At 51.0% G+C, this 26,565-nt stretch carries 23 protein-coding genes, 1 tRNA gene and 2 rRNA genes; 11 read left to right on the top strand and 15 right to left on the bottom strand.

All coding sequences use genetic code 11. From position 1 onward, the window contains the following. Positions 1 to 379 precede the first annotated feature (379 nt). Positions 380 to 919 (top strand): PadR family transcriptional regulator, encoded by a 540-nt coding sequence (locus tag AC6R0S_RS02410; RefSeq protein WP_334555664.1) that lies wholly within the window; start codon positions 380 to 382, stop codon positions 917 to 919. A 126-nt stretch (positions 920 to 1,045) separates the two neighbouring features. Here AC6R0S_RS02410 and cysE read toward each other — a convergent pair whose 3' ends face one another. The 5 genes from cysE to epmA form a co-directional block, all read right to left on the bottom strand. Continuing rightward, a complete protein-coding gene (cysE, locus tag AC6R0S_RS02405; protein ID WP_487902574.1) occupies positions 1,046 to 1,867 on the bottom strand; it encodes a serine O-acetyltransferase in 822 nt (273 codons plus the stop codon). A gap of 74 nt (positions 1,868 to 1,941) precedes the next feature. Next, entirely contained in the window at positions 1,942 to 2,976 is a 1,035-nt protein-coding gene (gpsA, locus tag AC6R0S_RS02400) for an NAD(P)H-dependent glycerol-3-phosphate dehydrogenase (RefSeq protein ID WP_487902573.1), read from the bottom strand. 152 nt (positions 2,977 to 3,128) lie between these two features. After that, on the bottom strand, positions 3,129 to 3,599 hold the full coding sequence (secB, locus tag AC6R0S_RS02395) for a protein-export chaperone SecB (protein WP_334555667.1): 471 nt from the start codon (positions 3,597 to 3,599) through the stop codon (positions 3,129 to 3,131). A 140-nt stretch (positions 3,600 to 3,739) separates the two neighbouring features. After that, positions 3,740 to 4,174, bottom strand: coding sequence for a rhodanese-like domain-containing protein (locus tag AC6R0S_RS02390; protein ID WP_334555668.1), 435 nt, complete (start codon positions 4,172 to 4,174; stop codon positions 3,740 to 3,742). Between the two features lie 181 nt (positions 4,175 to 4,355). After that, on the bottom strand, positions 4,356 to 5,402 hold the full coding sequence (gene epmA, locus AC6R0S_RS02385) for an elongation factor P--(R)-beta-lysine ligase (protein ID WP_500637136.1): 1,047 nt from the start codon (positions 5,400 to 5,402) through the stop codon (positions 4,356 to 4,358). A gap of 213 nt (positions 5,403 to 5,615) precedes the next feature. On the opposite strand from epmA, the gene frdA reads away from it, so the two are divergent. Genes frdA through frdD form a run of 4 tightly spaced genes read left to right on the top strand, consistent with a single transcriptional unit; the run spans position 5,616 to position 8,958 of the window. Continuing rightward, positions 5,616 to 7,424, top strand: a complete 1,809-nt coding sequence (frdA, locus tag AC6R0S_RS02380; protein WP_500637135.1) for a fumarate reductase (quinol) flavoprotein subunit — start codon at positions 5,616 to 5,618, stop codon at positions 7,422 to 7,424. Continuing rightward, complete coding sequence (locus tag AC6R0S_RS02375; RefSeq protein WP_334555672.1) at positions 7,424 to 8,182, top strand: succinate dehydrogenase/fumarate reductase iron-sulfur subunit; 759 nt, start codon at positions 7,424 to 7,426, stop codon at positions 8,180 to 8,182. Before frdA ends, AC6R0S_RS02375 begins: the two co-directional genes overlap by 1 nt. A gap of 2 nt (positions 8,183 to 8,184) precedes the next feature. Then, complete coding sequence (gene frdC / locus AC6R0S_RS02370; protein ID WP_500637134.1) at positions 8,185 to 8,568, top strand: fumarate reductase subunit FrdC; 384 nt, start codon at positions 8,185 to 8,187, stop codon at positions 8,566 to 8,568. A gap of 12 nt (positions 8,569 to 8,580) precedes the next feature. Further along, on the top strand, positions 8,581 to 8,958 hold the full coding sequence (gene frdD / locus AC6R0S_RS02365; protein WP_500637133.1) for a fumarate reductase subunit FrdD: 378 nt from the start codon (positions 8,581 to 8,583) through the stop codon (positions 8,956 to 8,958). A gap of 84 nt (positions 8,959 to 9,042) precedes the next feature. On the opposite strand, the gene hslU is transcribed toward frdD, so the two are convergent. The 5 genes from hslU to priA form a co-directional block, all read right to left on the bottom strand. Then, positions 9,043 to 10,377, bottom strand: coding sequence for an ATP-dependent protease ATPase subunit HslU (gene hslU, locus AC6R0S_RS02360; RefSeq protein ID WP_500637132.1), 1,335 nt, complete (start codon positions 10,375 to 10,377; stop codon positions 9,043 to 9,045). A 39-nt stretch (positions 10,378 to 10,416) separates the two neighbouring features. Then, the gene (gene hslV / locus AC6R0S_RS02355) at positions 10,417 to 10,959 is read right to left on the bottom strand and encodes an ATP-dependent protease subunit HslV (RefSeq protein ID WP_487902569.1); all 543 of its coding nucleotides are present in this window, start codon (positions 10,957 to 10,959) and stop codon (positions 10,417 to 10,419) included. 140 nt (positions 10,960 to 11,099) lie between these two features. Continuing rightward, on the bottom strand, positions 11,100 to 11,645 hold the full coding sequence (locus tag AC6R0S_RS02350) for an SPOR domain-containing protein (protein WP_500637131.1): 546 nt from the start codon (positions 11,643 to 11,645) through the stop codon (positions 11,100 to 11,102). A gap of 150 nt (positions 11,646 to 11,795) precedes the next feature. After that, positions 11,796 to 12,803: a DNA-binding transcriptional regulator CytR gene (cytR, locus tag AC6R0S_RS02345; RefSeq protein WP_500627047.1), complete on the bottom strand. Its 1,008-nt coding sequence runs from the start codon at positions 12,801 to 12,803 to the stop codon at positions 11,796 to 11,798. Between the two features lie 350 nt (positions 12,804 to 13,153). Continuing rightward, complete coding sequence (priA, locus tag AC6R0S_RS02340; RefSeq protein ID WP_500637130.1) at positions 13,154 to 15,355, bottom strand: primosomal protein N'; 2,202 nt, start codon at positions 15,353 to 15,355, stop codon at positions 13,154 to 13,156. A 325-nt stretch (positions 15,356 to 15,680) separates the two neighbouring features. Between priA and rpmE the strand changes: the two genes are divergently transcribed. Both rpmE and AC6R0S_RS02330 read left to right on the top strand, forming a co-directional pair. After that, positions 15,681 to 15,902 (top strand): 50S ribosomal protein L31, encoded by a 222-nt coding sequence (rpmE, locus tag AC6R0S_RS02335; RefSeq protein ID WP_334555681.1) that lies wholly within the window; start codon positions 15,681 to 15,683, stop codon positions 15,900 to 15,902. A 240-nt stretch (positions 15,903 to 16,142) separates the two neighbouring features. Then, complete coding sequence (locus AC6R0S_RS02330) at positions 16,143 to 17,423, top strand: malic enzyme-like NAD(P)-binding protein (RefSeq protein ID WP_487902566.1); 1,281 nt, start codon at positions 16,143 to 16,145, stop codon at positions 17,421 to 17,423. Between the two features lie 113 nt (positions 17,424 to 17,536). On the opposite strand, the gene metJ is transcribed toward AC6R0S_RS02330, so the two are convergent. Beyond that, positions 17,537 to 17,854 carry a met regulon transcriptional regulator MetJ gene (gene metJ, locus AC6R0S_RS02325; RefSeq protein ID WP_334555683.1) on the bottom strand — a complete coding sequence of 106 codons (318 nt, stop codon included), beginning with the start codon at positions 17,852 to 17,854 and terminating at the stop codon, positions 17,537 to 17,539. 260 nt (positions 17,855 to 18,114) lie between these two features. On the opposite strand from metJ, the gene AC6R0S_RS02320 reads away from it, so the two are divergent. The 3 genes from AC6R0S_RS02320 (at position 18,115) to metF (ending at position 22,811) form a co-directional block, all read left to right on the top strand. Continuing rightward, positions 18,115 to 19,281, top strand: coding sequence for an O-succinylhomoserine (thiol)-lyase (locus AC6R0S_RS02320; protein WP_500637129.1), 1,167 nt, complete (start codon positions 18,115 to 18,117; stop codon positions 19,279 to 19,281). Further along, complete coding sequence (locus AC6R0S_RS02315) at positions 19,281 to 21,695, top strand: bifunctional aspartate kinase/homoserine dehydrogenase II (protein ID WP_500637128.1); 2,415 nt, start codon at positions 19,281 to 19,283, stop codon at positions 21,693 to 21,695. The genes AC6R0S_RS02320 and AC6R0S_RS02315 overlap by 1 nt, the downstream gene beginning before the upstream one ends. Positions 21,696 to 21,920: 225 nt before the next feature. After that, on the top strand, positions 21,921 to 22,811 hold the full coding sequence (gene metF / locus AC6R0S_RS02310; RefSeq protein WP_487902563.1) for a methylenetetrahydrofolate reductase: 891 nt from the start codon (positions 21,921 to 21,923) through the stop codon (positions 22,809 to 22,811). Between the two features lie 67 nt (positions 22,812 to 22,878). On the opposite strand, the gene zapB is transcribed toward metF, so the two are convergent. After that, positions 22,879 to 23,121, bottom strand: a complete 243-nt coding sequence (gene zapB, locus AC6R0S_RS02305) for a cell division protein ZapB (RefSeq protein WP_334555687.1) — start codon at positions 23,119 to 23,121, stop codon at positions 22,879 to 22,881. A 316-nt stretch (positions 23,122 to 23,437) separates the two neighbouring features. Here zapB and glpX point away from each other — a divergent pair, with 316 nt between their 5' ends. Next, complete coding sequence (gene glpX, locus AC6R0S_RS02300) at positions 23,438 to 24,445, top strand: class II fructose-bisphosphatase (protein WP_334555688.1); 1,008 nt, start codon at positions 23,438 to 23,440, stop codon at positions 24,443 to 24,445. A 253-nt stretch (positions 24,446 to 24,698) separates the two neighbouring features. Here glpX and AC6R0S_RS02295 read toward each other — a convergent pair. From AC6R0S_RS02295 to AC6R0S_RS02285, 3 genes are all read right to left on the bottom strand, one after another. Further along, a tRNA-Asp gene (locus tag AC6R0S_RS02295) sits at positions 24,699 to 24,775 on the bottom strand. A 56-nt stretch (positions 24,776 to 24,831) separates the two neighbouring features. Then, positions 24,832 to 24,947, bottom strand: a 5S ribosomal RNA gene (gene rrf / locus AC6R0S_RS02290). 133 nt (positions 24,948 to 25,080) lie between these two features. Then, positions 25,081 to 26,565 (bottom strand): 23S ribosomal RNA (locus AC6R0S_RS02285); the annotation flags it as partial.

Genomic DNA, 26,565 nt, shown 5'->3' with positions numbered 1-26,565 from the left:
TGCGCCAAATATTGTATGGAATACCAAAAATACAATTTTTCAGGCATAATATTTCTAAATCAGGACAAAATAACTCAATATTAAAAATAAAAAACTACAGGTAAAAACCTACTGAGTCTTTTATCAGTTTTTTAGGCAACATTGTCCTTCTATTCTACTTTATGCTTATTATTTAGATATACTACTCAGCCATCGCAAGTGACTATAACAACACCAGCTTGCGTATCGATAGTATATCGACCTAGGTGATAGATGGCTTTTTAAGGTGACATGGCCAACACATTGTTGGCGCCGCTTGACAAAAGAATTCGTGCCAAAGAAGCACACACAAGATTAAGCGGTTGTATTTTGAAGTTTATTGACCATTTGGATTGAAGACATGTCATTACCACACGTTATTTTAACTGTCCTGAGCACTCGTGATGCGACGGGCTACGATATTACCAAAGAATTTTCTGCCACTATCGGCTACTTTTGGAAAGCAAGCCACCAGCAAGTCTACCGCGAACTGAACAAGATGGCGCAAAACAATCTTGTGACCTGTGTTCTCGAGCCTCAAGAAGGCAAACCCGATCGTAAAGTTTACTCCATTACCGATGCCGGCCGTACTGCACTGGGTGAGTGGTTTGATCAACCGACCGCGCATCCTACGGTACGTGATGAGTTCTGTGCAAAGTTGATGGCGTGTGCTATCCAACCCTCTGCACCGTTTCGCACTCAGCTCGCTGAGCTTATCGATGAGTCACGCAAGCTAGTCGCACACTACCAAGAAATCGAGAGCGGTTACTACTCAACGCCTGCGACCCTAGACAAGCAGCAACGTCTAGAGCGTCTCACGCTGCGTCGTAATCTTCTGATTCGTCAAACTTGGATTGATTGGGCAGAAGAAGTGCTCGCTGAGTTGAACGATATGGCGTAATAGCCCTGACCTAACCGTATTAGGTTGAAAGAGACAAAAAAGTCAGCGTGATGCTGACTTTTTTCTTTTCTCGGCTAAGTGGCAAACATAGCATCGTGGTAAACATAACATCAAAGCGCTAACGGCTTAGATCCCATCACCACCAATGAAGCTTTGTGACTTACCATTGAACTGTTGGTCCATATCCAAAGAGGGCTTATCGGTTTTCGGTCGACCGACAATTTTAGCTGGCACACCCGCAACCGTTGTGTGTGGCGGCACAGGCTGAAGGACAACGGAACACGAACCAATCTTCGCCCCTTCTCCCACTTCAATATTACCCAAAATTTTCGCCCCAGCGCCAATCATCACACCTTCACGAATTTTCGGGTGACGATCGCCGCACTCTTTACCGGTACCACCCAAGGTGACGTCTTGCAAAATGGAGACATCATCTTCGACCACCGCTGTCTCACCGATGACGATACCGGTCGCATGGTCGAGCATGATGCCGCGACCGATTCTCGCTGCTGGGTGAATATCGACCTGACACGCAACAGAGATTTGGTTTTGCAAATAGGTGGCGAGCGCCATGCGCCCTTGCTTCCAAAGCCAGTTGGCAACGCGGTAGCCTTGCAGGGCGTGATAACCCTTTAAGTACAGCAGCGGCATGGAGTACATAGAGACTGCAGGGTCACGGTTGACCGTCGCACAGATGTCACAGGCCGCCGCGGCGGTAATATTGGGATCGGAGTTAAAGGCTTCCTCAACCACCTCTCGCACCGCCATGGCAGGCATTGAAGCCGTATTGAGTTTGTTGGCCAAAATATAACTCAGCGCCGCCGCTAAACTGTCATGCTTAATGATGGTCGCATGATAGAAGCTGGCGAGCATCGGCTCTTGCTCAGAGAGCTCACGCGCTTCTCGAACAATGGTCTGCCAGACTTTCTGTTTCTCACAATGTTTCATGTTACTTGCTCGTCCCTAATTCTCCCTGCCCTTACATGAGTAAGGTGTGCGCCTTATGAGTCACCTCATGACGCTTATGCTTCGGCTTTCTTATCACGCGCTAGCAAATCTTGCGCGGCTAGGCGTGCGTCCTTCCCTTGATACAATACTTGATAAATTTGGTCAACAATCGGCATCTCGACACCGACACGCTCAGCAAGTAGGAACACCTCTTTGGTGTTGCGATAACCCTCAACCACTTGGCCAATCTCTTGCTGCGCTGTGTCGACATCTTTGCCTTGACCCAGTGCCAATCCAAAACGGCGATTGCGCGACTGGTTGTCCGTACAGGTCAACACCAGATCGCCTAAACCCGCCATGCCCATAAAGGTCTCGGCTTGCGCACCTAGCGCCGCGCCCAATCGGCTCATCTCTGCTAAGCCACGGGTAATCAGTGCGGTTCGCGCATTGGCACCAAAACCGATGCCGTCGGACATGCCTGCGCCAATCGCAATGACGTTTTTCACCGCGCCGCCAAGCTGCATACCGATAAAGTCACTGTTGGCATAGACTCGGAAGGTTTTGCTGCAATGGATTTTCTCTTGCAGATCTTTCACAAACTCGGCATCTGGCGAAGCCACAGAAATCGCCGTCGGCATCCCCATCGCGAGCTCTTTTGCAAAGGTAGGACCAGAGAGCACGGCTAGGGAGTATTGATCGCCAATCACATCGTGGGCGACATCTTTCAGTAATCGACCGGTTTCAGGCTCCAGCCCTTTGGTCGCCCAGCAAATGCGAGTGTCTGAGCGCAAATAGGGCTTAACACTGTTCAACACCAGACCAAATACGTGGCTTGGCACCACCACAAGGAGATCTCGACTGGCACTGACGGCTTTTTCTAAGTCCGTCTCAATGATCAAGCTGTCTGGAAAAGCGATGCCGGGTAAAAATTCTTCGTTGGCGCGTGCGGCTTCAAGACGCGCCATGTGCTCAGGCTCGTGCCCCCATAGCACCACATTGGCACCGTTACGTGCCAACGAAATGGCCAGCGACGTGCCGTATGAGCCTGCGCCGAGTACGGTCATAGAGATTGAACGACCATACGCATTTTGGGATTGTGTGTCTGTCATGGTTCCGCCTAGTTGTCCTGCTGCGTGACTAGAATCTAGTGGTCAGCGTTCGTTTTGCCAACCGCTGAACACAAGATTCTCAAACAAAAAATGCACAGCGCATCGTGATGAGATGCTCTGTGCATTTCGCTAAGGTTGCGTCAGAGCGAAGATTACGCCTGAGCTTCACCCTCACCTTGCTGAGCTTGTTGCTGAAGGTAATTCATGAACAGCGCATCAAAGTTCACTGGCGCTAGGTTCAATTGTGGGAACGTGCCTTTCACAACCAAGCTTGAGATGGTTTCACGCGCGTAAGGGAAAAGGATGTTCGGGCAGAATGCGCCTAGGCAGTGCGCCAATTGACCCGCTTCCATTTTCTCAGCCGTGAAGATACCACCTTGCTGAACTTCACAAAGAAATGCAGTGTCGTCTGCGTTCTTCACTGTCACGGTAAGACGAAGCACGACTTCGTAAACACCTTCACCTAGCTCACGGCTTTGCGTGTCTAGATCCAGTTTAACATCTGGGTTCCACTCTTTTTGGAACATGGTTGGTGAGTTCGGTGCTTCAAATGATACGTCTTTTAGGAAGATACGTTGAATTGCGAAGTTTTGAGCTTCTTGTTGCGGTGCTGCTTCAGCCATGGTTCAAATCCTTTCATAGAAAATAGTCTGCCAAGAGACTAACCGAGAGATATGACACTGACTCGATTTCCACGTTAAATCGTGGCTCTGTTCACATCTCTCTTGAATAAACGTCGATTTTTCAATCAGCGCTCAATGAATTACTTTTTGCCTTTAACCAGAGGTAGGTTCGCTTCACTCCAAGCAATCAAACCGTTTTTGAGAAGATTCACGTTCTCAAAGCCCGCTTTTGCTAGAAGATTCGCGCTTTCTTGCGCCGTCTGACCTGTTTTGCATACTACGATGATTGGGTCGGATTTGTGGTTTTCAAGAGCGCCAAAGCTGCCCGCTTTGATGTCTGATGGCAAAATGTGAACTGCATCCGTGATGTGGCCTTTGCGGAACTCATCTTTTGAGCGGATATCAACCACCACACCGTTTTCACGGTTCATTAATTGAGTCGTTTGCGCTGCCGTGATCTCTTTGTAGGCCGCGGTAGTGGATTTCACGATGTTCATGATAAGGGCAACCAATAGACCCGCCCATACCAAAGAGAGAATCATGTTCTGTTGAAAAAATGCGATGTACTCTTGCATGTCCTGTGCTCTTCGATTTTGGAACTGTACAACGGATGGACAGCCCCCGACTAAAATTCAGCTTGGAAGTATAACGAGGATGATGGGACGGCGCGAGTCAAAAGCGCTCAGAATAAGAATCTGTTGCACATTTCTCGACAAAGACGCCTCTTCATCGCCACGCCATATTGCGACCCTTGCCTTATGCGCGCGTCACAGGGAAGGCGATAACCTGTTCGATATGCTCAAAGCCTAATGCTAGCATGATCAAACGATCCACCCCTAGCGCCACCCCTGCACACTCAGGCAAACCCGCCTCTAGCGCTGCGATTAAATGGCCGTCCATCGGCTGAACCGGTAAGCCCATCTGCTGGCGTTTCTGGTTGTCTTGCTCAAAACGCGCTTGTTGCTCTTTGGGGTTATCCAATTCGTGGAATCCGTTAGCGAGCTCTATGCCGCGAAAATAGACTTCAAAACGATCCGCAACCCGTTCATCGGTCGGATTAATTTTCGCGAGCGCCGCTTGCGTCGCTGGGAAGTCGTACACAAAAGCAGGACGAGTTTGACCAATCTTGGCTTCCACACCGACACTAAATAGCAGTTGCAACAGCGTATCTCTGTCTTGCTCTGGCTGAGCAATATCCTCCAGCCCCAAGGTGGCAGCGGCGACTTTGAGCTCTTCCATGCTCGCGCTTAACGGACACACACCAAGCACTTGCAAGAAGGCGTTTTGGTAGCTCATTCGCTCAGCCGGCGCCACGTTTAGGACCTGCTGCAACAAATCGTCCATCTCATCCATCAGTTGGTGATGGTCAAAACCCACCCGGTACCACTCCAACATGGTGAACTCCGGATTGTGGTAGCGGCCGCTCTCTTCGTTACGAAATGCCTTGTTGATCTGATAAATCGAACCACTACCCGCAGCCAATAAGCGTTTCATGTGAAACTCAGGACTGGTCATTAAATAGAGCGCTTGCCCATCGGCATATCCGGGGCCTACAAACTGAGTTTGAAAGGTGTGCAAGTGAATGTCTGTCACCGTCGCTTGACTCATCGCCGGAGTATCCACCTCCATGACGCCTCGGTCAGCGAAAAATGTGCGTAGGGTTTGTAATACGTGAGCACGCTGTTTCAGCGCTGCGATCGATGCGGTCGGTTGCCAGTTCAAAGCTCTATTCTCTTGAAGTGATTTGCTGCGCAACGTATCACAAAGCCCAACAAGGGTTAAGCAGGTTATCACCGCCCTCATTGATAGCCCACTCACCCCCATCCCTAAGTCGCCGTGATAACTATCACATATCCTAGATTTTTTATGCTCTTATGTGCACTACCGGAGCAAAAACCTAAATACATCAATTTTTCCCTAGAGTGGCTCTTCTACACTACCCCTACCACTTTTGGGGGCTTCCCAAAGCAACAATAACAAGCGGAATCATCCGCACTTTCACACTGGAGGATAACTGTGCAAACCATTACCACAGATATCGCAGTCATCGGCGCCGGCGGCGCTGGTCTGAGAACTGCTATTGCAGCAGCTGAAGCAAATCCCGATTTAAACATCGCTTTGGTTTCAAAAGTCTATCCTATGCGTTCCCACACGGTTGCTGCAGAAGGTGGCTCAGCCGCAGTTATCAAGGATGAAGACAGCCTAGACAACCACTTCAACGACACCGTGGGTGGGGGTGACTGGCTTTGTGAACAGGACGTCGTTGAGTACTTTGTTGAAAACGCCACGCGCGAAATGATCCAGATGGAGCAATGGGGTTGCCCTTGGAGTCGGAAAGAAAACGGCGAAGTCAACGTGCGCCGCTTTGGCGGTATGAAGGTCGAGCGAACCTGGTTTGCCGCGGATAAAACTGGCTTCCACATGCTGCACACCCTGTTCCAAACCTCGATGAAATACGACAACATCAACCGTTTTGATGAGTATTTTGTCGTTGACTTGTTGGTGGATGACGGTGAAGTGCAAGGTCTGATTGCCATTCATATGTCGGAAGGGGAACTGGTCACCATCAAAGCCAAGTCTGTGGTACTGGCCACGGGCGGAGCGGGTCGTGTGTATCACTGTAATACCAACGGCGGTATCGTGACAGGCGATGGCATGGCGATGGCGTATCGTCATGGTGTGCCACTGCGTGATATGGAGTTCGTGCAATACCACCCAACCGGTCTACCTGGTACTGGTATCCTCATGACCGAAGGTTGTCGTGGTGAAGGCGGGATCATCGTCAATAAAAACGGTTACCGCTACCTGCAAGATTACGGCATGGGACCAGAGACACCGGTGGGTCAGCCGAAGAACAAATACATGGAACTCGGGCCACGCGACAAAGTATCCCAAGCGTTCTGGCACGAGCAGCAAAAAGGCAACACCATCAAGCACCCACTCGGAGATGTGGTCCACCTTGATTTGCGCCACCTCGGTGAAGAGTACCTCCAAGAGCGCTTGCCATTCATCTGTGAACTGGCTAAAGCCTACGTTAACGTTGACCCAGCCAAAGAGCCCATCCCAATTCGTCCAACGGTTCACTACACCATGGGCGGGATCGAAACCAATGGCCAGTGTGAAACACGCATCAAAGGCCTATTTGCGGTCGGTGAGTGTGCGTCTGTTGGTCTGCATGGCGCAAACCGCTTAGGTTCAAACTCCCTGGCTGAGTTTGTTGTGTTTGGCCGCGTGGCGGGCGAGCAAGCCGTGCAGCGCGCCGCCGAGTTCAAAGGTTGGAATGACGCCGCGATTGACGCGCAAATCAAAGAGGTGGAAGCCCGTATTCAAGCCCTAATGAATCAAGAAGGTGACGAAAACTGGGCGGATATTCGCACGGAAATGGGTCACACCATGGAAGCGGGCTGCGGCATCTATCGTCAAGAAGATCTGATGCAAGCAACCATAGATAAAATCACCGAGCTCAAACAGCGCTACAAGCGTATTGGCATCAAGGACAAAGGTAAGGTGTTCAACACCGATCTGCTCTACGCCATCGAAGTGGGGTACGGCCTTGAAGTGGCGGAAGCCATGGTACATTCGGCGATTTTGCGTAAAGAGTCTCGCGGTGCCCACCAGCGTCTTGATGATGGCTGCACAGAGCGCGATGACGTGAACTTTCTTAAGCACTCCCTCGCCTTCTATCAAGCGGATGCAGCGCCAAGCATCGACTACAGTGATGTCACCATCACCAAGTCACAGCCGAAAGCACGCCTCTACGGTGAAGCTGCTGAAAAAGCCGCCGCACAAGAAGCCGCCGAGAAAAACGCAGAGGAGAAAGCCTAATGTCAGCCAACCGCATTCAAAAAGTCGACATTCTGCGTTATGACCCAGAAACCGACAACGAACCGCACTTTGAAACCTTCCAAGTGCCGTTTGATGAAACCATGTCCATCCTTGATGCAATTGGTTACGTCAAAGACAACTTAGACAAAGAGCTCTCTTACCGCTGGTCTTGCCGCATGGCGATTTGTGGCTCTTGCGGCATCATGGTCAATGGTGTGCCAAAACTGGCGTGTAAGAGCTTTCTGCGTGACTACCCAAATGGCGTCAAAATCGAGCCGTTGGCAAACTTCCCTATCGAAAAAGATTTGATTGTCGATATGACGCCATTCATTGAGCGTCTTGAAGCCATCAAGCCTTACATCATAGGAAACGACCGTAAACCCGAAGACGGCACTAACCTACAGACGCCTGAGCAAATGGCCAAATACAAGCAATTTGCTGGCTGCATCAACTGTGGTTTGTGTTACGCCGCCTGCCCTCAGTTTGGTCTTAATCCTGAGTTCATTGGCCCTGCGGCCCTCACCTTGGCGCATCGTTATAACCTCGACAGCCGCGACAACGGTAAGGCCGAGCGCATGGCGCTGATCAACGGTGACAATGGCGCATGGGGCTGTACCTTCGTCGGCTACTGCTCAGAAGTGTGTCCGAAGAGCGTGGATCCTGCGGCGGCGGTGAACCAAGGCAAAGTCGAATCCTCGATGGACTTCGTGATTGCTATGTTAAAGCCTGACGGCACACCTGCAAAAGAGGAGGCATAAGGATGAGTAACCGTAAACCTTACGTTCGTGAAGTGAAACGCACCTGGTGGAAAGATCATCCGTTTTACCGCTTCTACATGTTGCGTGAAGCAACGGTGTTGCCTTTGGTGCTGTTTACTCTGTTCCTCACCATCGGATTGGGTTCGCTGGTCAAAGGCCCAGAAGCGTGGCAAAGCTGGCTTGGCTTTATGGCAAACCCAGTGGTCATCGCCATCAACATTGTGGCGTTGGCTGGCAGTTTACTGCATGCCCAAACCTTCTTTAGCATGATGCCGCAAGTGATGCCGATTCGCTTAAAAGGCAAACCCGTTGATAAAAAGATCGTCGTTCTCACTCAGTGGGCAGCGGTGGCGTTTATCTCTCTCGTCGTCCTCGCGGTGGTGTAAGGAGCCGTAATCATGAATTCAAATTTCAACGTTAACAGAGCCCCTAAACGCAGTGATGAGCCAGTATGGTGGGGGCTATTTGGCGCTGGCGGCACCTGGTTCGCGATGATCACCCCTGTGACTATCTTAGTCTTAGGTGTGTTGGCCCCGCTGGGCATCATCAGCGCAGACGCATTGAGCTATGAGCGCGTGTCCGAGTTTACCACCAGCATCATCGGTGCGCTGTTTATCATCGGCACACTGGCTCTACCCATGTGGCATGCCATGCACCGTGTCCATCACGGCATGCATGATCTTAAAATCCATGCGGGTGTCGTCGGCAAAATTGCCTGCTACTTCTTCGCAGCCCTTATCTCAGCGTTGGCGGTGATTTTTATCTTTATGATCTAAGCCTCCGTCTATTAAAAATAGAAAGCCCGCTCAACTGAGCGGGCTTTGTTTATCTTGTGCCTCGTTTGTGAGTGTCTATCGCACTTACAGAATAAAGCGGCTGAGATCTTCGTCTTCGACAAACTCACCCAAGCGCGCTTTCACGTATTGCGCATCAATCACCAGCTTAGAGCCTGCCTTGTCGGTCGCTTCAAAGGAGATTTCATCCATCAAGCGCTCCATCACAGTGTGCAGACGGCGTGCACCGATGTTCTCGGTGGTTTCATTGACCGTCCATGCCGCTTCTGCAATCTGGGTGATACCCTCTTCGGTGAACTCAATGTCAACGTCTTCGGTTTTCATCAACGCGCAGTATTGCTCGGTCAGTGATGCTTTAGGCTCCGTTAGGATGCGCTTGAAATCGTGGCTAGAGAGCGCCTCCAGCTCGACACGAATCGGTAGACGACCTTGCAGCTCTGGAATCAGATCCGATGGCTTCGCCACTTGGAAAGCGCCCGATGCAACAAACAGAATATGATCGGTTTTGACCATACCGTGTTTAGTTGAGACCGTGCTGCCTTCAATCAACGGCAGTAAATCACGCTGTACACCTTCACGAGACACATCCGGGCCAGAGCTTTCGCCGCGCTTACAGATTTTATCAATCTCATCGATAAACACGATGCCGTTGTTTTCGACGTTAAAGATCGCTTGTTCTTTGAGCTCTTCTTGATTGACCAGCTTCGCGGCTTCTTCTTCGGTCACCGCTTTGAACGCATCTTTAATTTTCAGCTTACGCTTCTTCTTAGTATCACCGGCTAAGTTGGCGAACATGCCTTGAAGCTGATTGGTCATCTCCTCCATGCCAGGAGGCGCCATGATCTCGACGCCCATTTGCGGCGCAGCGACATCAATCTCAATCTCTTTGTCGTCAAGTTTGCCTTCACGGAGTTTTTTGCGGAACATTTGACGAGTATTCGACGAACTCTCGTCTTGCTGCTCATTCTGACCCCAAGCATCGCGTGCTGGCGGCAATAGCGCATCAAGAATGCGCTCCTCGGCTTGCTCCTCGGCGCGGAACTTCACTTTTTCCATCGCCTGTTGGTGCGTCATTTTGACCGCCACATCGGTCAAATCACGAATGATGGTCTCCACCTCTTTGCCCACGTAGCCCACTTCCGTGAACTTTGTGGCTTCAACTTTGATGAAGGGCGCATTGGCTAACTTGGCTAAGCGACGGGCAATTTCAGTTTTACCCACACCCGTTGGCCCTATCATCAGAATGTTCTTCGGTGTTACTTCGCTGCGCAAGCCTTCTTCTAGCTGCATACGACGCCAGCGGTTACGGAGCGCGATCGCCACAGAGCGTTTTGCGTTTTCTTGGCCAATGATGTGGCGATTCAGTTCGTGGACGATTTCGCGAGGAGTCATTTCAGACATAATTGAATTCCTTAAATGTAGTGACCACTATCTTGCTTTTTACTTCGCAGCGCTGTGCGGGATTTCTAGTTCTTCGATAGTGTGGTGATGGTTGGTGAACACACAGATATCACCAGCAATTTTGAGCGACTTTTCCGCGATGTCACGGGCGTCGAGTTCGGTGTTTTCGAGCAGCGCCGTCGCTGCCGCTTGCGCAAAGTTGCCCCCAGAACCAATCGCGATCAAATCGTTTTCTGGCTGCACCACATCACCATTACCGGTAATGATCAACGATGCCGTCTCATCAGCGACGGCCAACAAAGCTTCAAGCTTGCGCAGCGCACGGTCACTGCGCCAATCTTTGGCCAGCTCAACCGCCGCTTTGGTCAAATGACCTTGATGCATTTGCAACTTACTTTCAAAACGTTCGAACAAGGTAAACGCGTCGGCAGTACCACCGGCAAATCCCGCAAGTACCTTGTTGTTGTACAAACGGCGAACTTTACGTGCGTTGCCTTTCATCACTGTGTTACCCAGCGATACTTGTCCATCACCAGCAATGACGACTTTGTTGTTACGACGTACGGATACAATGGTAGTCACGGTGGGGCCTCATACTTTATTCATTTGGATGTTAGTCTTTATATGAGGCTATGAAAAACAGAATTCAAGGGTAGAAAAGACATCGCCCCGACAAGAAGGCGGGGCGATGTTTTGACTTTGAACGCATTAGACGTCGGCGTTTATTGTGCTTCTTTCCAAATCGCACAAGGCTCGATTTTGGCGCGCTGTAACTTGTGCTTATCACGCTCTGCGTCACGCTTAAATTTGTATGGACCAAGCACCACGCGATACCAACTGCTGTCTTCTTTTTTGCGAATTTTGCTGTTGATGCCTTGGAAAGCAATATCCAACTTACGCGCTTCAGCTTGCTGCGCGGTTTTGTACGCGCCGCACTGCATGATGTAGGGAATCTCAGACACCACCAGCTCTTTGGCTTTCACTTCCACTTCACGACTCGGCAACGACTCGACATAGTCCCATTTCTCTTCTGGCGGAGGAGGGAGAGTTTGGCTGCTTTTCGCTTTGGGTTTCGGGGTAGGCTTCGCGGGTTGAACCATCGGCGCAGGCGGCTCAGGATCGCTACTGAGTAGATACAACCCATAACCGAACGCCGAGACCAAGACGATGGCCAACAAACCACTGCGCCACGGTTTCTTGCGGCGCGGGGCGGCTTTTTTAGTCGGCTTACGGCTACTGCCGCGCTTTACGTAATCTCTATTCGCCACAACTGATTATCAAACCATTCAATACAACTGCTCGCTATGTTAAAGCAGATTTGTGTGTGAGGACAGACCGGAATTGGAAGCGGCTCAGCAAAACTGGCCGCAAAGTGGCGCGGCCAGCGCGCCCGGCGGCTCAATGACCATTCAAGTCGTCTAGAGGACGCGCGGCGGCGCGGCGCTATCTCGAATCACCAGTTCTGTTTCGAGCAGTCGAGAGCCGGCACGCACGTCGTGGCCACGGAGGATCTCAAGCATCATCAGCATCGCCTGACGCCCGATTTCATAACGCGGCTGAGAAATCGTCGTGAGTGGTGGATCGCAGTATTGCGCAAACTGAATGTCATCAAAACCCACAACCGATAGATCTTGTGGCACGCGAAGCCCAAGCTTTTTCGCTTCCTGAATCGCACCAATCGCCATCATATCATTGTGACAAAAAACCGCTGTCGGCGGCTCAGATAAGGCCAACAACTGACGAATCGCCTTCGCACCATCTTCAAATGTGAAGTTGCCTTCTGCGCAATAGTGTTCGTTCATCGTTAGGCCCGCGCGGCGCAACGCTTGTTGATAACCCTGGTGACGGAACTGACACAGTAGAGCACTCTCTGGCCCCGAGATCTGCGCGACACGGCGATGCCCCATCTGAGTCAGGTAGTTGACCGCTTCAAATGCGGAAGTGAGGTTATCAATATGTACGGTGGGCAACTCTAACTCAGGCGCAAATTCGCACGCCATGACCATCGGCGGCAGATTCTTTTGTTCTGCCTTGCTAACATCAAACGGTAAATCCGTACCGAGCAGCAGCATGCCATCGGCCTGCTTAGTGAATACCAAGTTCACAAAAGAGCTTTCACGCTTTCTTTGTTGGCCGCTGTCCCCAAGCAATACGATGTAACCGTGCTCCATAGCCGCATCTTCAATGCCACGAATGATTTCGGTGTAATAGGGATCGCAAATGTCTGGGATGATCGCGATGATGGTCTTTGATTCGTTTCTACGCAGATTGCGCGCCAGCGAGTTGGGTGAGTAGCCAGCTTCAAGCACCGCCTCTTCGACGCGTTTTCTCGTCGCAGAAGAGACTTTCTCGGGATTCATCAACGCCCGTGATACCGTCGCCGTCGACACTCCCGCAAGCTGGGCAACATCCTTCATTGTCGCCATAAGTTATTAACCCTCTTAATTAAAGATGTAGCGCTTTAGCCACCTAAACCTTGTTGCCTTGATCATAGCGTCTGGTGTGGTGATGACGGGGTCAATCCTGCACCGCTTATGATGATGGTAGGCTGATGCCCACTCTTATTGGCAGCGAAACGCAATCGTTTGGCTCTTGCCAAGGTTCGCTTCGCCTATCCCTTTCCAAACAACTAGTTTATTCATTTCGAAACAGAAAGTTACGGGATATTTAACAAAACCCGAACTATAAAAGAGAGCCAGATCACAAATAAATGAAAAAGAACGAAATCAGCTCACAGCGCCTATCGTCCCTGCCCTTATTTAAACTAATCGGCGTGTTAGCTCAAGTCTTGAGGCTCGATGTCGACCGACCAACGGACCTTTTTCGCGCTCGGCAGCAACTCGATAGCCGGCTTAGCACTGGCCAGCAGCTTTTGCATTAACGAGCGCTGCTCGGTTTGCAGCAGTAATTGCCAACGGAACTTACCCGCACGTTTAGCAAGCGGGGCGGGTGTCGGGCCCAGCACCATGCAGCCGGAATCAAACAGAGGGTGGGATTCTAAAGTAAAGCGGACTTGGCGTAGGAACTCTTCCACCAGCTCAGATTGGTTCGCCTCCGAACGAAACAGCGTTAAAAACGAATACGGGGGCAACGCCGCCAGTTTTCGCTCTGCTAAGGCCACCTCGGCGAAGTCCCGATAACTCTTTTTCAACAGTGCTTGCAATAGGCTGTGCTCTGGGTGGTGGGTTTGCAGCAACACTTCACCGGGTTTGCTGGCACGCCCCGCTCGGCCTGCCACCTGAATGAAGAGCTGAGCTAAACGCTCAGAGGCTCGAAAGTCGCTGCTGTAGAGTGAGCCATCGACATCCAACAGCGCCACCAGCGTCACATCCGGGAAATGGTGCCCTTTGGCGAGCATTTGCGTGCCGATCAGAATCTGATATTCACCGCGTCGAATGGCGCTTAACGCCTCTTCTAGGCTGCCTTTGCGCCGCGTGCTGTCGCGGTCAATACGAATGGTTTTCTGCTCTGGAAAGAGCGTATGCAGTTGTTTCTCTAGCTGCTCGGTTCCCACCCCAACAGTGACCAGTTGAGTGGAACCACACCCTTGGCACTGGTGGATCGTCGGCTGCTGAGAGCCACAGTGGTGACAGCGAATTTCGCTGCTGTGCTGATGGTAGGTGTAGTAGGCGTCGCAGCGCTTGCATTCCGCGATCCAGCCACATTCATGACACATCAGAGCCGGGGAAAAGCCGCGTCGATTTAAAAACAGCATCACCTGATTGCCTGCGTTGAGGTGCTTGCGCATTTGAGCGATCAGTGGCGCAGAGAGGCCCCCCTCTAAATAGAGCCCTTTGACGTCAATCACTTGATTGGTGGTGGGCACCGCACTGCCTGCTCGGCGAGACAAATGCAGATGATGATATTTGCCAGACAGCGCATTGTGCAGCGTTTCTAACGCGGGCGTTGCTGAACCAAGCACAATCGGGATCTGCTCTTTGTTGGCGCGCATGACCGCCACATCGCGCGCATGGTAGCGCAAGCTATCTTGCTGCTTGTAAGAGCTATCGTGCTCTTCATCGACAATAATAATGCCCAGATCAGCAAAAGGCGTCAGCAATGCAGATCGCGTCCCAATCACAATGCCGGCCACTTTATCGCGCGCGCACAACCAGGCATTGAGGCGCTCGGTGTCATTCAATCCAGAATGTACTACCTCAATCGGCACGTTAAAACGCTTTCGAAAGCGATTGATGGTTTGTGGCGTCAGGCCGATTTCCGGCACCAACACCAAAGCCTGCTGACCCCGTTCGAGGACTGGCTTAATCATGTTGAGGTACACCTCGGTTTTACCTGAACCGGTCACCCCTTCGAGCAAAAAGCAGCCAAAACCGCTGAAACTGTTGACCGTCGCGATGGCGATCGCTTGCTCTTCATTCAGCTTTGGTTTCTCGACATCGGCTTCAATGTCAGCACCCCACTTAGCAAAATGAGGCTTGCGCTCAATCGACTCAATCCAACCTTTGTCTGTCAACGCGCGCAGCACGCTAGTGCTGACCTCTTCATCAACAAAACGTTGGTGTGACGTCGGTCCGTGTTGCAGCATCTGCATCACTTTGGCTTGCTTAACCGCTCGGCCAAATCCATGCATCAATTGATCGCGTCCGGTTGGCGTCAGTTGCCATTCCACCACGGCGGTAAAGTCGGCCGGTTTTCCCTTACGCAGGGCGCTGGGCATCGCATTGGCTAAGGTGTCGCCAAGTGGATATTGGTAAAAGTGGCTGCACCAGTGCAACAAGGTATATAACGAGTCAGGCCAAACAGGTTGACTGTCGAGCACCTGCTTAATCGGCTTGATTTTGTCCATCGGCAGCGATGACTGCTGCACCAAGGCCGTCACGATACCGACTAAGGTTTGACGGCCAAAAGGCACAGACACGCGCCCACCAATCACTGGAAAAAGGTGTCCAGGGATTTGATAGTCAAACTGTTTATCTAGTGGTACGGGTAACGCGACTCGGGCGATGGTGGGTCTCATTCAGTCTTTCACTGCAGGTCGATGACGCGTTTAGTCTAAGGGAAAAGGCAGAGTGAGAAAAGCCAGCGCATCTCAGTGTCTGTATGAGGAGGCGCGGGTAACGCCACTTCGCGATAACATCCATGCCTCTCCCTCTCCTGCAGCGGCTAAAAAAGTAGCGATTTCTGCCCCAAATCGGTTGATCCTAGGCGTACTATTCATTACTATATCGCGCCTTAGAGATATGGCTGCTCTGGCAGCGGTGTCCTAAATCCATTTTACATTAACTACGTGTGGTGTCCGGCTCTGAATCGGATAGCGACACGGCCTATATTGAGGTTACCCCATGAAAGCTGGAATCCACCCAGAATACAAAGCAGTAGCAGCAACTTGTTCTTGTGGCAACACATTTGAGTTCAAATCTACTCTAGACAAAGAATCAATCCACCTAGACGTATGTGACAAATGTCACCCATTCTACACTGGTAAGCAACGTATCGTTGATACAGGCGGCCGTGTAGATCGCTTTAACAAGCGTTTCGGTGCTCTATCAAGCGGTAAGAAGTAATTCCTTCTCGCGGATAGGAAAAAGGACGCTGCGGCGTCCTTTTTTGTTGCCAGAAATTTAGAGCAATTAACCTATTCACAGCAAAACCCGCAGTCATATCTCTTTCTATCTGGTCTAATCTCCAGTCGTTTCCCACATATTACCCTACTCGCTCGCATTCTGACCTAGGCAGCTTGACTCAGTTCCTCTAAAATGATTAACCCCCTTTGTGCTGAATCATTTTAACGAGTACCTATTTCTATGCCTGATGACCACCGTCAAGACCTGACCCCTGAAGAACAATTTCGCCAAAAAGCGCTCGACTACCATGCCTTTCCAAAACCAGGCAAGATCTCTGTCGAGCTGACCACCCAAGCAGAAACCGCGCAAGATCTCGCGCTCGCCTACAGCCCAGGCGTGGCCGAGCCGGTACGAGAGATCGCTCAAAACCCCGATAATGTCTATAAGTACACTGCAAAAGGCAATATGGTGGCAGTGATCTCCAACGGCACAGCGATTCTTGGCCTAGGTAATCTTGGCCCACTGGCATCAAAGCCCGTGATGGAAGGCAAAGCCCTGCTGTTTAAGCGCTTTGCAGGTTTGGACTCCATCGACATCGAAGTCAAACATCGCACCATCGATGAGTTTGTCGACACGGTCGCCAACATCGCGGATACCTTTGGCGGCATCAACTTAGAAGACATCAAAGCGCCAGACTGCTTTGAAATCGAAAAACAATTAATTGAGCGCTGTGATGTGCCAGTCTTCCATGATGACCAACACGGTACCGCCATTGTGACGGCTGCTGGCATGTTAAACGCCATTGAGCTGCAAGGTAAAAAACTGGAAGACGCCGTGATTGTCTGTCTGGGCGCCGGTGCGGCTGCCATCGCTTGTATGGAGCTGCTGATCAAGTGCGGCGCGATGCGCGAGAAAATTTACATGCTGGATCGCAAAGGTGTGATCCACACTCGACGTGATGATCTCAACGAATACAAACAACTGTTTGCCAACAACACCGACAAACGTACGCTGCAAGATGTCATCGAAGGCGCCGATCTGTTCCTTGGCGTTTCTGGTCCTAACCTGTTATCGCCAGATGATCTTAAATTGATGGCCGACAAACCCATCGTGTTTGCCTGCTCTAACCCAGATCCTGAGATCAAACCTGAGCTCGCTCATGATGTACGCAATGACCTCATTATGGGTACAGGTCGCAGTGACTACCCGAACCAAGTCAACAACGTACTTTGCTTCCCGTTTATTTTCCGTGGCGCACTGGATGTACGTGCTAGCGAGATCAACGATGAGATGAAGCTCGCTGCCGTAGCGGCGATCCGTCAACTGGCGAAGGAAGAGGTCCCTGCCAATGTTCTGACCGCCGCGGGTGTGGATTCACTCTCGTTTGGCCCAGACTACATTATTCCAAAACCGATGGACCCAAGACTACTCCCCCGCGTCGCCAAAGCGGTCGCGTTAGCCGCGGTAGAATCCGGGGTGGCACGCATTGAGCTGCCTGACCATTACATGGATATCGAGTAACCTTGACGCCCACTACCAGCCACGACCTTTGTCTCTGGCTGAGCAAAAACAACAAAGCCGCTGACGATGTCAGCGGCTTTTGCATTCAAATTCGGTGCAAAACAGGGCGAGCGTTAGTCGTCAAACGCCTCAAACTCAATCCCCATCTCCGTCATCAGCTTTTTCACTTCAGCGGGAATATCATCTGGACGGTCTTTACGCAAATCTTCATCCGTCGGTAATGGTTGACCTGTGTAAGCGTGCAAGAACGCTTCACACAACAACTCACTGTTGGTGGCATGACGCAGGTTGTTGATCTGGCGGCGCGTACGCTCGTCTGTTAATACCTTAAGGACTTTAAGTGGGATGGAGACCGTGATTTTTTTCACTTGCTCACTTTTCTTACCGTGTTCTGCGTATGGGCTAATGTATTCGCCATTCCAGTCTGCCATTGCGCACCTTTATATTTGCGTATGAGTGTTTAAACCACAATTTTAACGGTATTTATGGCTACAAGCAAAGACATATAGACGTCTAGAAGTGTTGACGTCTTAAAAAATGAGAAGTAAAGTGGTTGGCGATAGGAGTGGAATCGGCCCAAACTGTGAGTGTGTCGCAGCACTACACCACATTGGGTGCCGGATACACCTGATAAGCAACAGGTATATCGCATTCCCTAAAACAAGTCACTACTGTTCGCAAGGAAAACGCTATGAGCACGCGCAAACCCGCCACCATCGCGGTACGTACTGGTATCGAGTCAGACACCCAACATCACGCTGTCGTTCCCCCTATTTATCTCTCGACCAATTACGGATTTCCGGCGTTTGGTGAAGTGCCGAAATACGATTACACGCGTTCTGGCAACCCGAACCGTGGCCTGCTTGAAACGGCGCTGTATGAATTAGAAGGTGGAGAAGGCGCAGTGGTGACCAACTGTGGCACCTCAGCGCTCAACCTTTGGGTGTCTGCGTTTGTCGGGCCAGATGATTTGATTGTCGCGCCACACGATTGCTACGGTGGCACCTATCGACTCTTCAATACCCGTGCGCAAAAAGGCGACTTCAACGTGTTGTTCGTCGACCAATCCGATGACGCAGCCTTGACCGCCGCCATCAACCAGAAACCCAAGCTTATCCTGTTGGAAACGCCATCAAATCCTTTGGTGCGTGTGGTGGATATCGAGAAAGTCTGCCAGCAAGCGAAACAAGTCGGCGCACTGGTCGCGGTTGACAATACCTTCTTAACCCCGATTTTTCAGAAGCCACTCGAACTGGGTGCGGATTTCGTTATTCACTCAACCACCAAATACATCAACGGTCACTCCGATGTGATTGGCGGCGTGGTGATCACCAAAACCAAAGTGCACGCTGAGGAACTGGCTTGGTGGGGCAACTGCATTGGGGCCACCGGCACGCCGTTTGATAGCTACATGACGCTGCGCGGCATCCGCACGTTAGGCGCACGAATGAAAGTGCATGAACAAAGCTCGGCAAACATTCTCGACTTTCTGAAAACAGAGTCACTGGTCGGCCGCATCTATCACCCAAGCTTGCCGGATCACCCTGGCCATGGCATCGCTAAGAAACAACAATCAGGCTTTGGTTCTATGCTCAGCTTCGAGTTCGCTGGCAGCTTTGAAGAACTGAAACAGTTTGTCGGTGAGCTGAAACTCTTCTCGCTTGCAGAATCGCTAGGCGGCGTAGAAAGCCTCATTTGTCACCCAGCGTCAATGACCCACCGTGCGATGGGAGAAGCGGCACTGGCCGAGGCAGGTGTCTCTCAGCAACTGCTGCGTCTGTCTGTCGGTCTTGAAGATGCCGATGACCTGATTGACGATCTCAAGCAAGCCTTTAACTGTGTGAAGGAGTCCGCGTAATGACGACATCGCGTCAACTGCATAAATTTGGTGGTAGCAGCTTAGCGGATCCGGAGTGCTACCGCCGGGTAGTCACCATACTCAAAGAATACTCTGGCAGCGATGATCTGATCGTTGTCTCAGCGGCCGGTAAAACCACCAATCATTTGATTGAATTTACCGAAGCGCTCTATAAAGACGGCCGCCTTGCCCATGAAGCGTTGCAGTCGGTACGACAATTCCAAACAGGGCTTATCGAAGCCTTGATTGACAGTGACGACGAACAAGCGCACATGCTGGCGACGCTCAAAGACGAGTTCACCACCCTCGGCGAATTAAGCGCCCCGTTAAGCGAGGCGGAGCGAGCTGCGGTACTTGGCCACGGTGAAATGTGGTCCTCAAGACTGCTCGCTGCGCTATTGAATCAAGCGGGCTTACCAGCCATCGCGCAAGACTCTCGCACTTTCTTACGGGCAGAAACCGGCACGCAACCTGAAGTGGATCGTGGTCAGTCCTACCCACTACTGAAGGAAATTTTGGCGCAACACTCACAGCGTCGTCTGGTGTTTACCGGCTTTATGGCGCAAAACCAAGCAGGCCAAACCGTGCTGCTTGGCCGAAACGGATCCGATTACTCTGCCACCGTGATTGGCGCGCTCGCAGAGGTCAGTCGCGTCACGATTTGGAGTGACGTTGCTGGCGTATACAGCGCAGACCCTCGCCTTGTCAGTGATGCTTGTCTTCTGCCCCTATTGCGACTGGATGAAGCAAGTGAACTGGCACGCCTTGCCGCCCCCGTGCTGCATAGCCGTACCTTGCAGCCTGTCGCTCAAAGTACGATGGACTTACACTTGCGCTGCAGTTACGACCCTGAATCTGGCTCTAGCCGCATTGAGCGCGTCCTCGCCTCTGGGCGTGGTGCCAAGATCATCTCCTCACTCAATGACGTGTTGTTGATTCAGTTAAACTTCGCCTCTGGCCATGATTTCAATCGCATGGAAAAAGAAGTGCTGAGCAGTTTGAAACGCGCCCAACTTGAACCTTTGACTTATGAAGTCCAAGCGGATAAGCACTCATTACGCCTTGCTTATACCTCGGAAATTGCAGGGGGCGCTTTAGGCTTCTTACAAGATTCCGCCATCGCAGCAGAAATTAAACTCAAGGAGGGCTACGCCCTTGTCGCTGCCGTAGGCGCTGGTGTCACCAACAACGCCAACCACTGTTACGGCTTTTACCAGAAGCTCAAGTCATCGCCTGTCGAGTTCATCTCTGAATCTCGTTCCGGTCTCAGTTTGGTGGCTGTCTTACGCCGCACCGAAACCGAACCACTCGTTAAGGCGATTCACAATCAACTTTTCCAAGCACAAAAACGAGTCGGCATCGCCCTATGCGGCAAAGGCAACATTGGCTCCAGTTGGTTAACCCTGTTTGCAGAACAAAAAGCAGAGCTAGAAAAGCGTCGTGGAATGAGTTTTGAGCTCGTGGCGGTGATCGACAGTCAAACCTATTGGTTTAATGACCAAGGCATCGAACCTAGCGCGGTCAGTGAGCATTTCGATGAAGAGTCTATCCCATATCAGCAAGGCGAGTGGATTCAGCGCCTCGGTGCGATTCAGGGCTATGACGATGTGGTTGTACTCGACGTGACGGCGAGCAAAGAGTTAGCTGAGCGCTACCTCGATATCGCTGAGCAAGGTATGCATCTTATCTCTGCTAATAAGGTTGCCGGCTCAGCCTCAAGTGCTTACTACCACCAAGTGCAAGATGCGTTTGCCAAAATAAACCGCCATTGGCTCTACAATGCCACCGTCGGTGCAGGCTTGCCGATCAACCACACTGTACGCGATTTGCGTGAGAGTGGCGATGTCATTTATGCGGTCTCAGGGATTTTCTCTGGCACCCTCTCTTGGTTGTTCCAACAATATGATGGCAGCGTACCGTTTGCCGAGTTGGTCGATTTAGCGTGGCAGCAAGGCTTAACAGAGCCAGACCCTAGGCAAGATCTCGATGGCTCTGACGTAATGCGCAAGCTGGTCATCTTAGCCAGAGAAGCCGGTCTCGAGATTGAACCTGAATCGGTCAAAGTCGAGAGCTTAGTGCCCGATGAACTGGCCGAACTCTCACTGGATGACTTTCTCGATAACAGCCAACAGCTCAGCGAACAGCTAGCAGAAAGGCTAGAGAAAGCGCAACGTGAAGACAAAGTGCTACGCTACGTCGCCAGACTGGAAAAGAACGGTAAAGCTCGAGTGGGTGTCGAAGCACTCAGCAAAGAGCACGCCTTGGCCAACCTGTTACCATGCGACAACATCTTTGCGATTGAGAGCAAATGGTATAAGGACAACCCACTGGTCATTCGCGGACCGGGGGCGGGTCGAGAAGTGACCTCAGGCGCGATTCAATCAGACCTTAACTTGTTGTCCAGTTTTCTCTAGTTTCACAGGTTGCTTCGGCAACCTGTTTTCTTATTCGGGCGTCGTTCTGCGCGCACTTCAAATTCTCTCATTGTGAACTTGAAAAAAATTCATGGTGGGAGTGTTGACATTAAAACGTATTCAATACATTCTGTGGACATATAGACGTCTAAACGTCGATTTAATCAAATTGAATGTTGGGGCTGCAGTTACCTACGGATAGGGTCGCCACACGGAGAGAGAAAGATGGGATACACACACGCGAGTCATATTGACGCTTTAAACCAAAATATTGCCGAGCTATCGAACAACATCAATGTGTCATTCGAGTTCTTTCCTCCGAGCAGCGAAAAAATGGAAGAGACGCTGTGGAACTCGGTTCATCGCCTCAAAACCCTTAAGCCTAAATTTGTCTCTGTTACCTACGGCGCCAACTCCGGCGAGCGTGATCGCACTCACTCCATCATTAAAGAGATCAAAGCCGAGACCGGCCTAATTGCGGCCCCTCATCTCACTTGTATCGATGCCAGCCGTGACGAGCTCATTCAGATTGCTGACGATTACTGGAACAATGGTATTGAAAGCATCGTCGCACTGCGCGGTGATATTCCTCCTGGTGGTGGCAAACCGGATATGTACGCCTCCGATCTCGTGGAACTGCTTAAATCACGTCACGACTTTGATATCTCTGTTGCAGCCTTTCCCGAGGTACACCCTGAAGCAAAAAGTGCGCAGTCGGATCTGCTGAACCTCAAGCGTAAAGTCGATGCAGGCGCAAACCGCGCCATTACTCAGTTCTTTTTTGATGTAGAGAGCTACCTACGCTTTCGTGATCGCAGTGTTGCGGCTGGCATTGATGTCGAAATTGTTCCGGGCATCCTTCCTGTTTCCAACTTTAAACAAGCTTCACGTTTTGCCGCGCAGAATAACGTCAAAGTCCCTGGCTGGATGGCGAAACAATTTGAAGGGCTGGATGACGACCCAACCACTCGCCAATTGGTGGGTGCGAGCCAAGCCATCGACATGGTGCGTATCCTAAGTCGTGAAGGTGTGAAAGATTTCCACTTCTACACTCTCAACCGCGCCGAAATGACCTACGCACTTTGCCACACTTTGGGCGTGCGCCCTCAGGTCTAATCTGACAGATACCAAAGCAAAAAGGGTTGGCACTGTGCCAACCCTTTTTAGTCTACAGAAACGATGATTACTCAACGTCTTCCATCTTACCTAGCAAGCTGCGGATGCGCTCTTGCCATGCTGTGTGTTCTTGTTGCATCTGCTGATTTTGCGCGACCAACTCTTCACGGCTTGTACGCAGCTCGTTCGCTTCATTTGCTAGCTTCTGCTTTTCTTCTTTAAGCTCTTCCACTTCCATTTGAAGCAGAGTGATAGTATCAACCGCGGTTTGGATTTTTGCTTCTAGTTTTTCTAGTACTTCAAAAGACATCGTTGCCTACCTTTTTAATCATTCTCTGGATGGTTGGGTCATACGACATGACAAACCCATTTACCTTCCATTCTACTCAGCCAAGCCGCTTTAAACACGCCCTATATTTGCAAATCTGCGTCATTCGATTAAAAAAACAACGCAATTTGACTCAGAGTTTACAAGACCAGAAGAATGAATAGTTCCGCCCGTTTTCCTGCCCCTGGTTTGATCCAGTTCAACCCTGCTGAACCAAAAAGGCAAACGTTTCCCTAGTGATGTGCTAAAATCGCGGCGATTTAATTTTGTTCAGTTTTTCCTACCAGTTGGAGTCATCATGAAACGCGATTTAGCAATGGCATTCTCTAGAGTTACCGAAGGCGCAGCCCTAGCGGGTTATAAATGGCTTGGCCGTGGCGATAAGAACGCCGCCGACGGTGCCGCTGTCGAAGTGATGCGTACCCTGCTTAATAAAACAGAAATCGAAGGTGAGATTGTCATTGGTGAAGGCGAGATCGATGATGCGCCTATGCTGTATATCGGTGAAAAAGTAGGGACAGGTGGTGATTGTGTCGATATCGCGGTTGACCCAATTGAAGGGACCCGCATGACAGCCATGGGCCAGTCCAATGCGCTGGCTGTTCTGGCCGCAGGTGAAAAAGGCAGCTTCTTAAAAGCCCCAGATATGTACATGGAAAAACTGGTTGTGGGGCCAGGCGCAAAAGGCTGTATCGACCTCAATAAACCACTCAAAGAGAACCTTATTAACGTCGCTGAAGCGCTCAACAAGCCGCTCGATCGACTTGTGGTGATCACCTTAGCAAAACCGCGTCACGATAAGGTGATTGCTGAGATGCAAGCAATGGGTGTACGCGTTTTTGCCGTGCCTGATGGTGACGTGGCCGCCTCTATTCTTACCTGCCTGCCTGACAGTGAAGTCGACATGATGTACTGCATTGGCGGCGCACCAGAAGGTGTGGTGTCTGCCGCTGTGATCCGTGCACTCGATGGTGATATGCATGGCCGTTTGCTACCTAGACATGAAGTTAAAGGTGATAGCGAAGAAAACCGCATCTACGGCGCTGCTGAGCTAAAACGTTGCGAAGAAATGGGCGTGACAGCCAATGTTGTGCTGACTATGGAAGAGATGGCTCGCAGCGATAACGTCGTCTTTTCTGCCACTGGCATCACCAAAGGTGACCTGCTTGAGGGCATTACCCGCCAAGGTAACATCGCCACCACAGAAACCTTACTGATCCGTGGACGCTGCCGCACCATTCGTCGCATTAAATCGACACACTACCTAGAACGCAAAGATCCTGAAGTACGAGACATTATTCTTTAATCTCGTCAGCCCTCTCTTCGAAGCCAGCCAACGTGCTGGCTTTTTCTTGTCTGTATAAAACCGTCGAGCAGACGAACCCAGCACTTTCAGGAGCGTTAAACGTAAAAAAGCCTCAGTCTTTCGACTAAGGCTTAGTATAAGTGGCGAAGTGGGACTCGATGGTCCGGCATTCCGGCCCGCGAAAAAGTGCACAGCACTTTCGGGAGCGTTAAACGTAAAAAAGCCCAGTCTTTCGACTGGGCTTTCTAATAAGTGGCGGAGTGGACGGGACTCGAACCCGCGACCCCCGGCGTGACAGGCCGGTATTCTAACCAACTGAACTACCACTCCGCAGTGGTCTATTTAAAGTCTTATCTAAAACGTGCTTTAAACAGATAATGTTCAAAGCCTGGCGATGTCCTACTCTCACATGGGGAAGCCCCACACTACCATCGGCGCTAATTCGTTTCACTTCTGAGTTCGGCATGGAATCAGGTGGGTCCAAATCGCTATGGTCGCCAAGCAAATTTTGTTTAAGTTCCTAGAAGTGAGTGCCTAGACCCTAGTTCCTAGAACTTAATAATTCGGAAAGCTGTTTACGTTCTTACACATTCAATGTTCTTACATTGAGTCCATCAAAACCCTTTGGGTGTTGTATGGTTAAGCCTCACGGGCAATTAGTACAGGTTAGCTCAACGCCTCACAGCGCTTACACACCCTGCCTATCAACGTTCTAGTCTCGAACAACCCTTAAGGGCACTTAAAGTGCCAGGGAAGACTCATCTCAGGGCTCGCTTCCCGCTTAGATGCTTTCAGCGGTTATCGATTCCGAACTTAGCTACCGGGCAATGCGATTGGCATCACAACCCGAACACCAGAGGTTCGTCCACTCCGGTCCTCTCGTACTAGGAGCAGCCCCCTTCAATCTTCCAACGCCCACGGCAGATAGGGACCGAACTGTCTCACGACGTTCTAAACCCAGCTCGCGTACCACTTTAAATGGCGAACAGCCATACCCTTGGGACCGACTTCAGCCCCAGGATGTGATGAGCCGACATCGAGGTGCCAAACACCGCCGTCGATATGAACTCTTGGGCGGTATCAGCCTGTTATCCCCGGAGTACCTTTTATCCGTTGAGCGATGGCCCTTCCATTCAGAACCACCGGATCACTATGACCTGCTTTCGCACCTGCTCGAATTGTCATTCTCGCAGTCAAGCGGGCTTATGCCATTGCACTAACCTCACGATGTCCAACCGTGATTAGCCCACCTTCGTGCTCCTCCGTTACTCTTTGGGAGGAGACCGCCCCAGTCAAACTACCCACCAGGCACTGTCCTCACCCCGGATAACGGGGCTAAGTTAGAACATCAAACATACAAGGGTGGTATTTCAAGGTCGGCTCCACAGATACTGGCGTACCTGCTTCAAAGCCTCCCACCTATCCTACACATGTAGGCTCAATGTTCAGTGCCAAGCTGTAGTAAAGGTTCACGGGGTCTTTCCGTCTAGCCGCGGGTACACTGCATCTTCACAGCGATTTCAATTTCACTGAGTCTCGGGTGGAGACAGCGTGGCCATCATTACGCCATTCGTGCAGGTCGGAACTTACCCGACAAGGAATTTCGCTACCTTAGGACCGTTATAGTTACGGCCGCCGTTTACCGGGGCTTCGATCAAGAGCTTCGACCGAAGTCTAACCCCATCAATTAACCTTCCGGCACCGGGCAGGCGTCACACCGTATACGTCATCTTACGATTTTGCACAGTGCTGTGTTTTTAATAAACAGTTGCAGCCACCTGGTATCTGCGACTCTCAATAGCTCCATCCGCGAGGGACTTCACCGTCAAGAGCGTACCTTCTCCCGAAGTTACGGTACCATTTTGCCTAGTTCCTTCACCCGAGTTCTCTCAAGCGCCTTGGTATTCTCTACCCGACCACCTGTGTCGGTTTGGGGTACGATTCCAACTTATCTGAAGCTTAGAGGCTTTTCCTGGAAGCATGGCATCAATGACTTCACGCCCTTGGGCGCTCGACGTCGTGTCTCAGCCTTAAAGAGAGCCGGATTTACCTAACTCTCAAGCCTACGCACTTGAACCTGGACAACCGTCGCCAGGCCCACCTAGCCTTCTCCGTCCCCC

It is taken from the genome of Vibrio sp. R15-SG3-ISO1B, assembly GCF_059833835.1.
The sequence above is the reverse complement of the archived record's forward strand: the minus strand, read 5'-3'. Positions and strand labels throughout refer to the sequence as shown.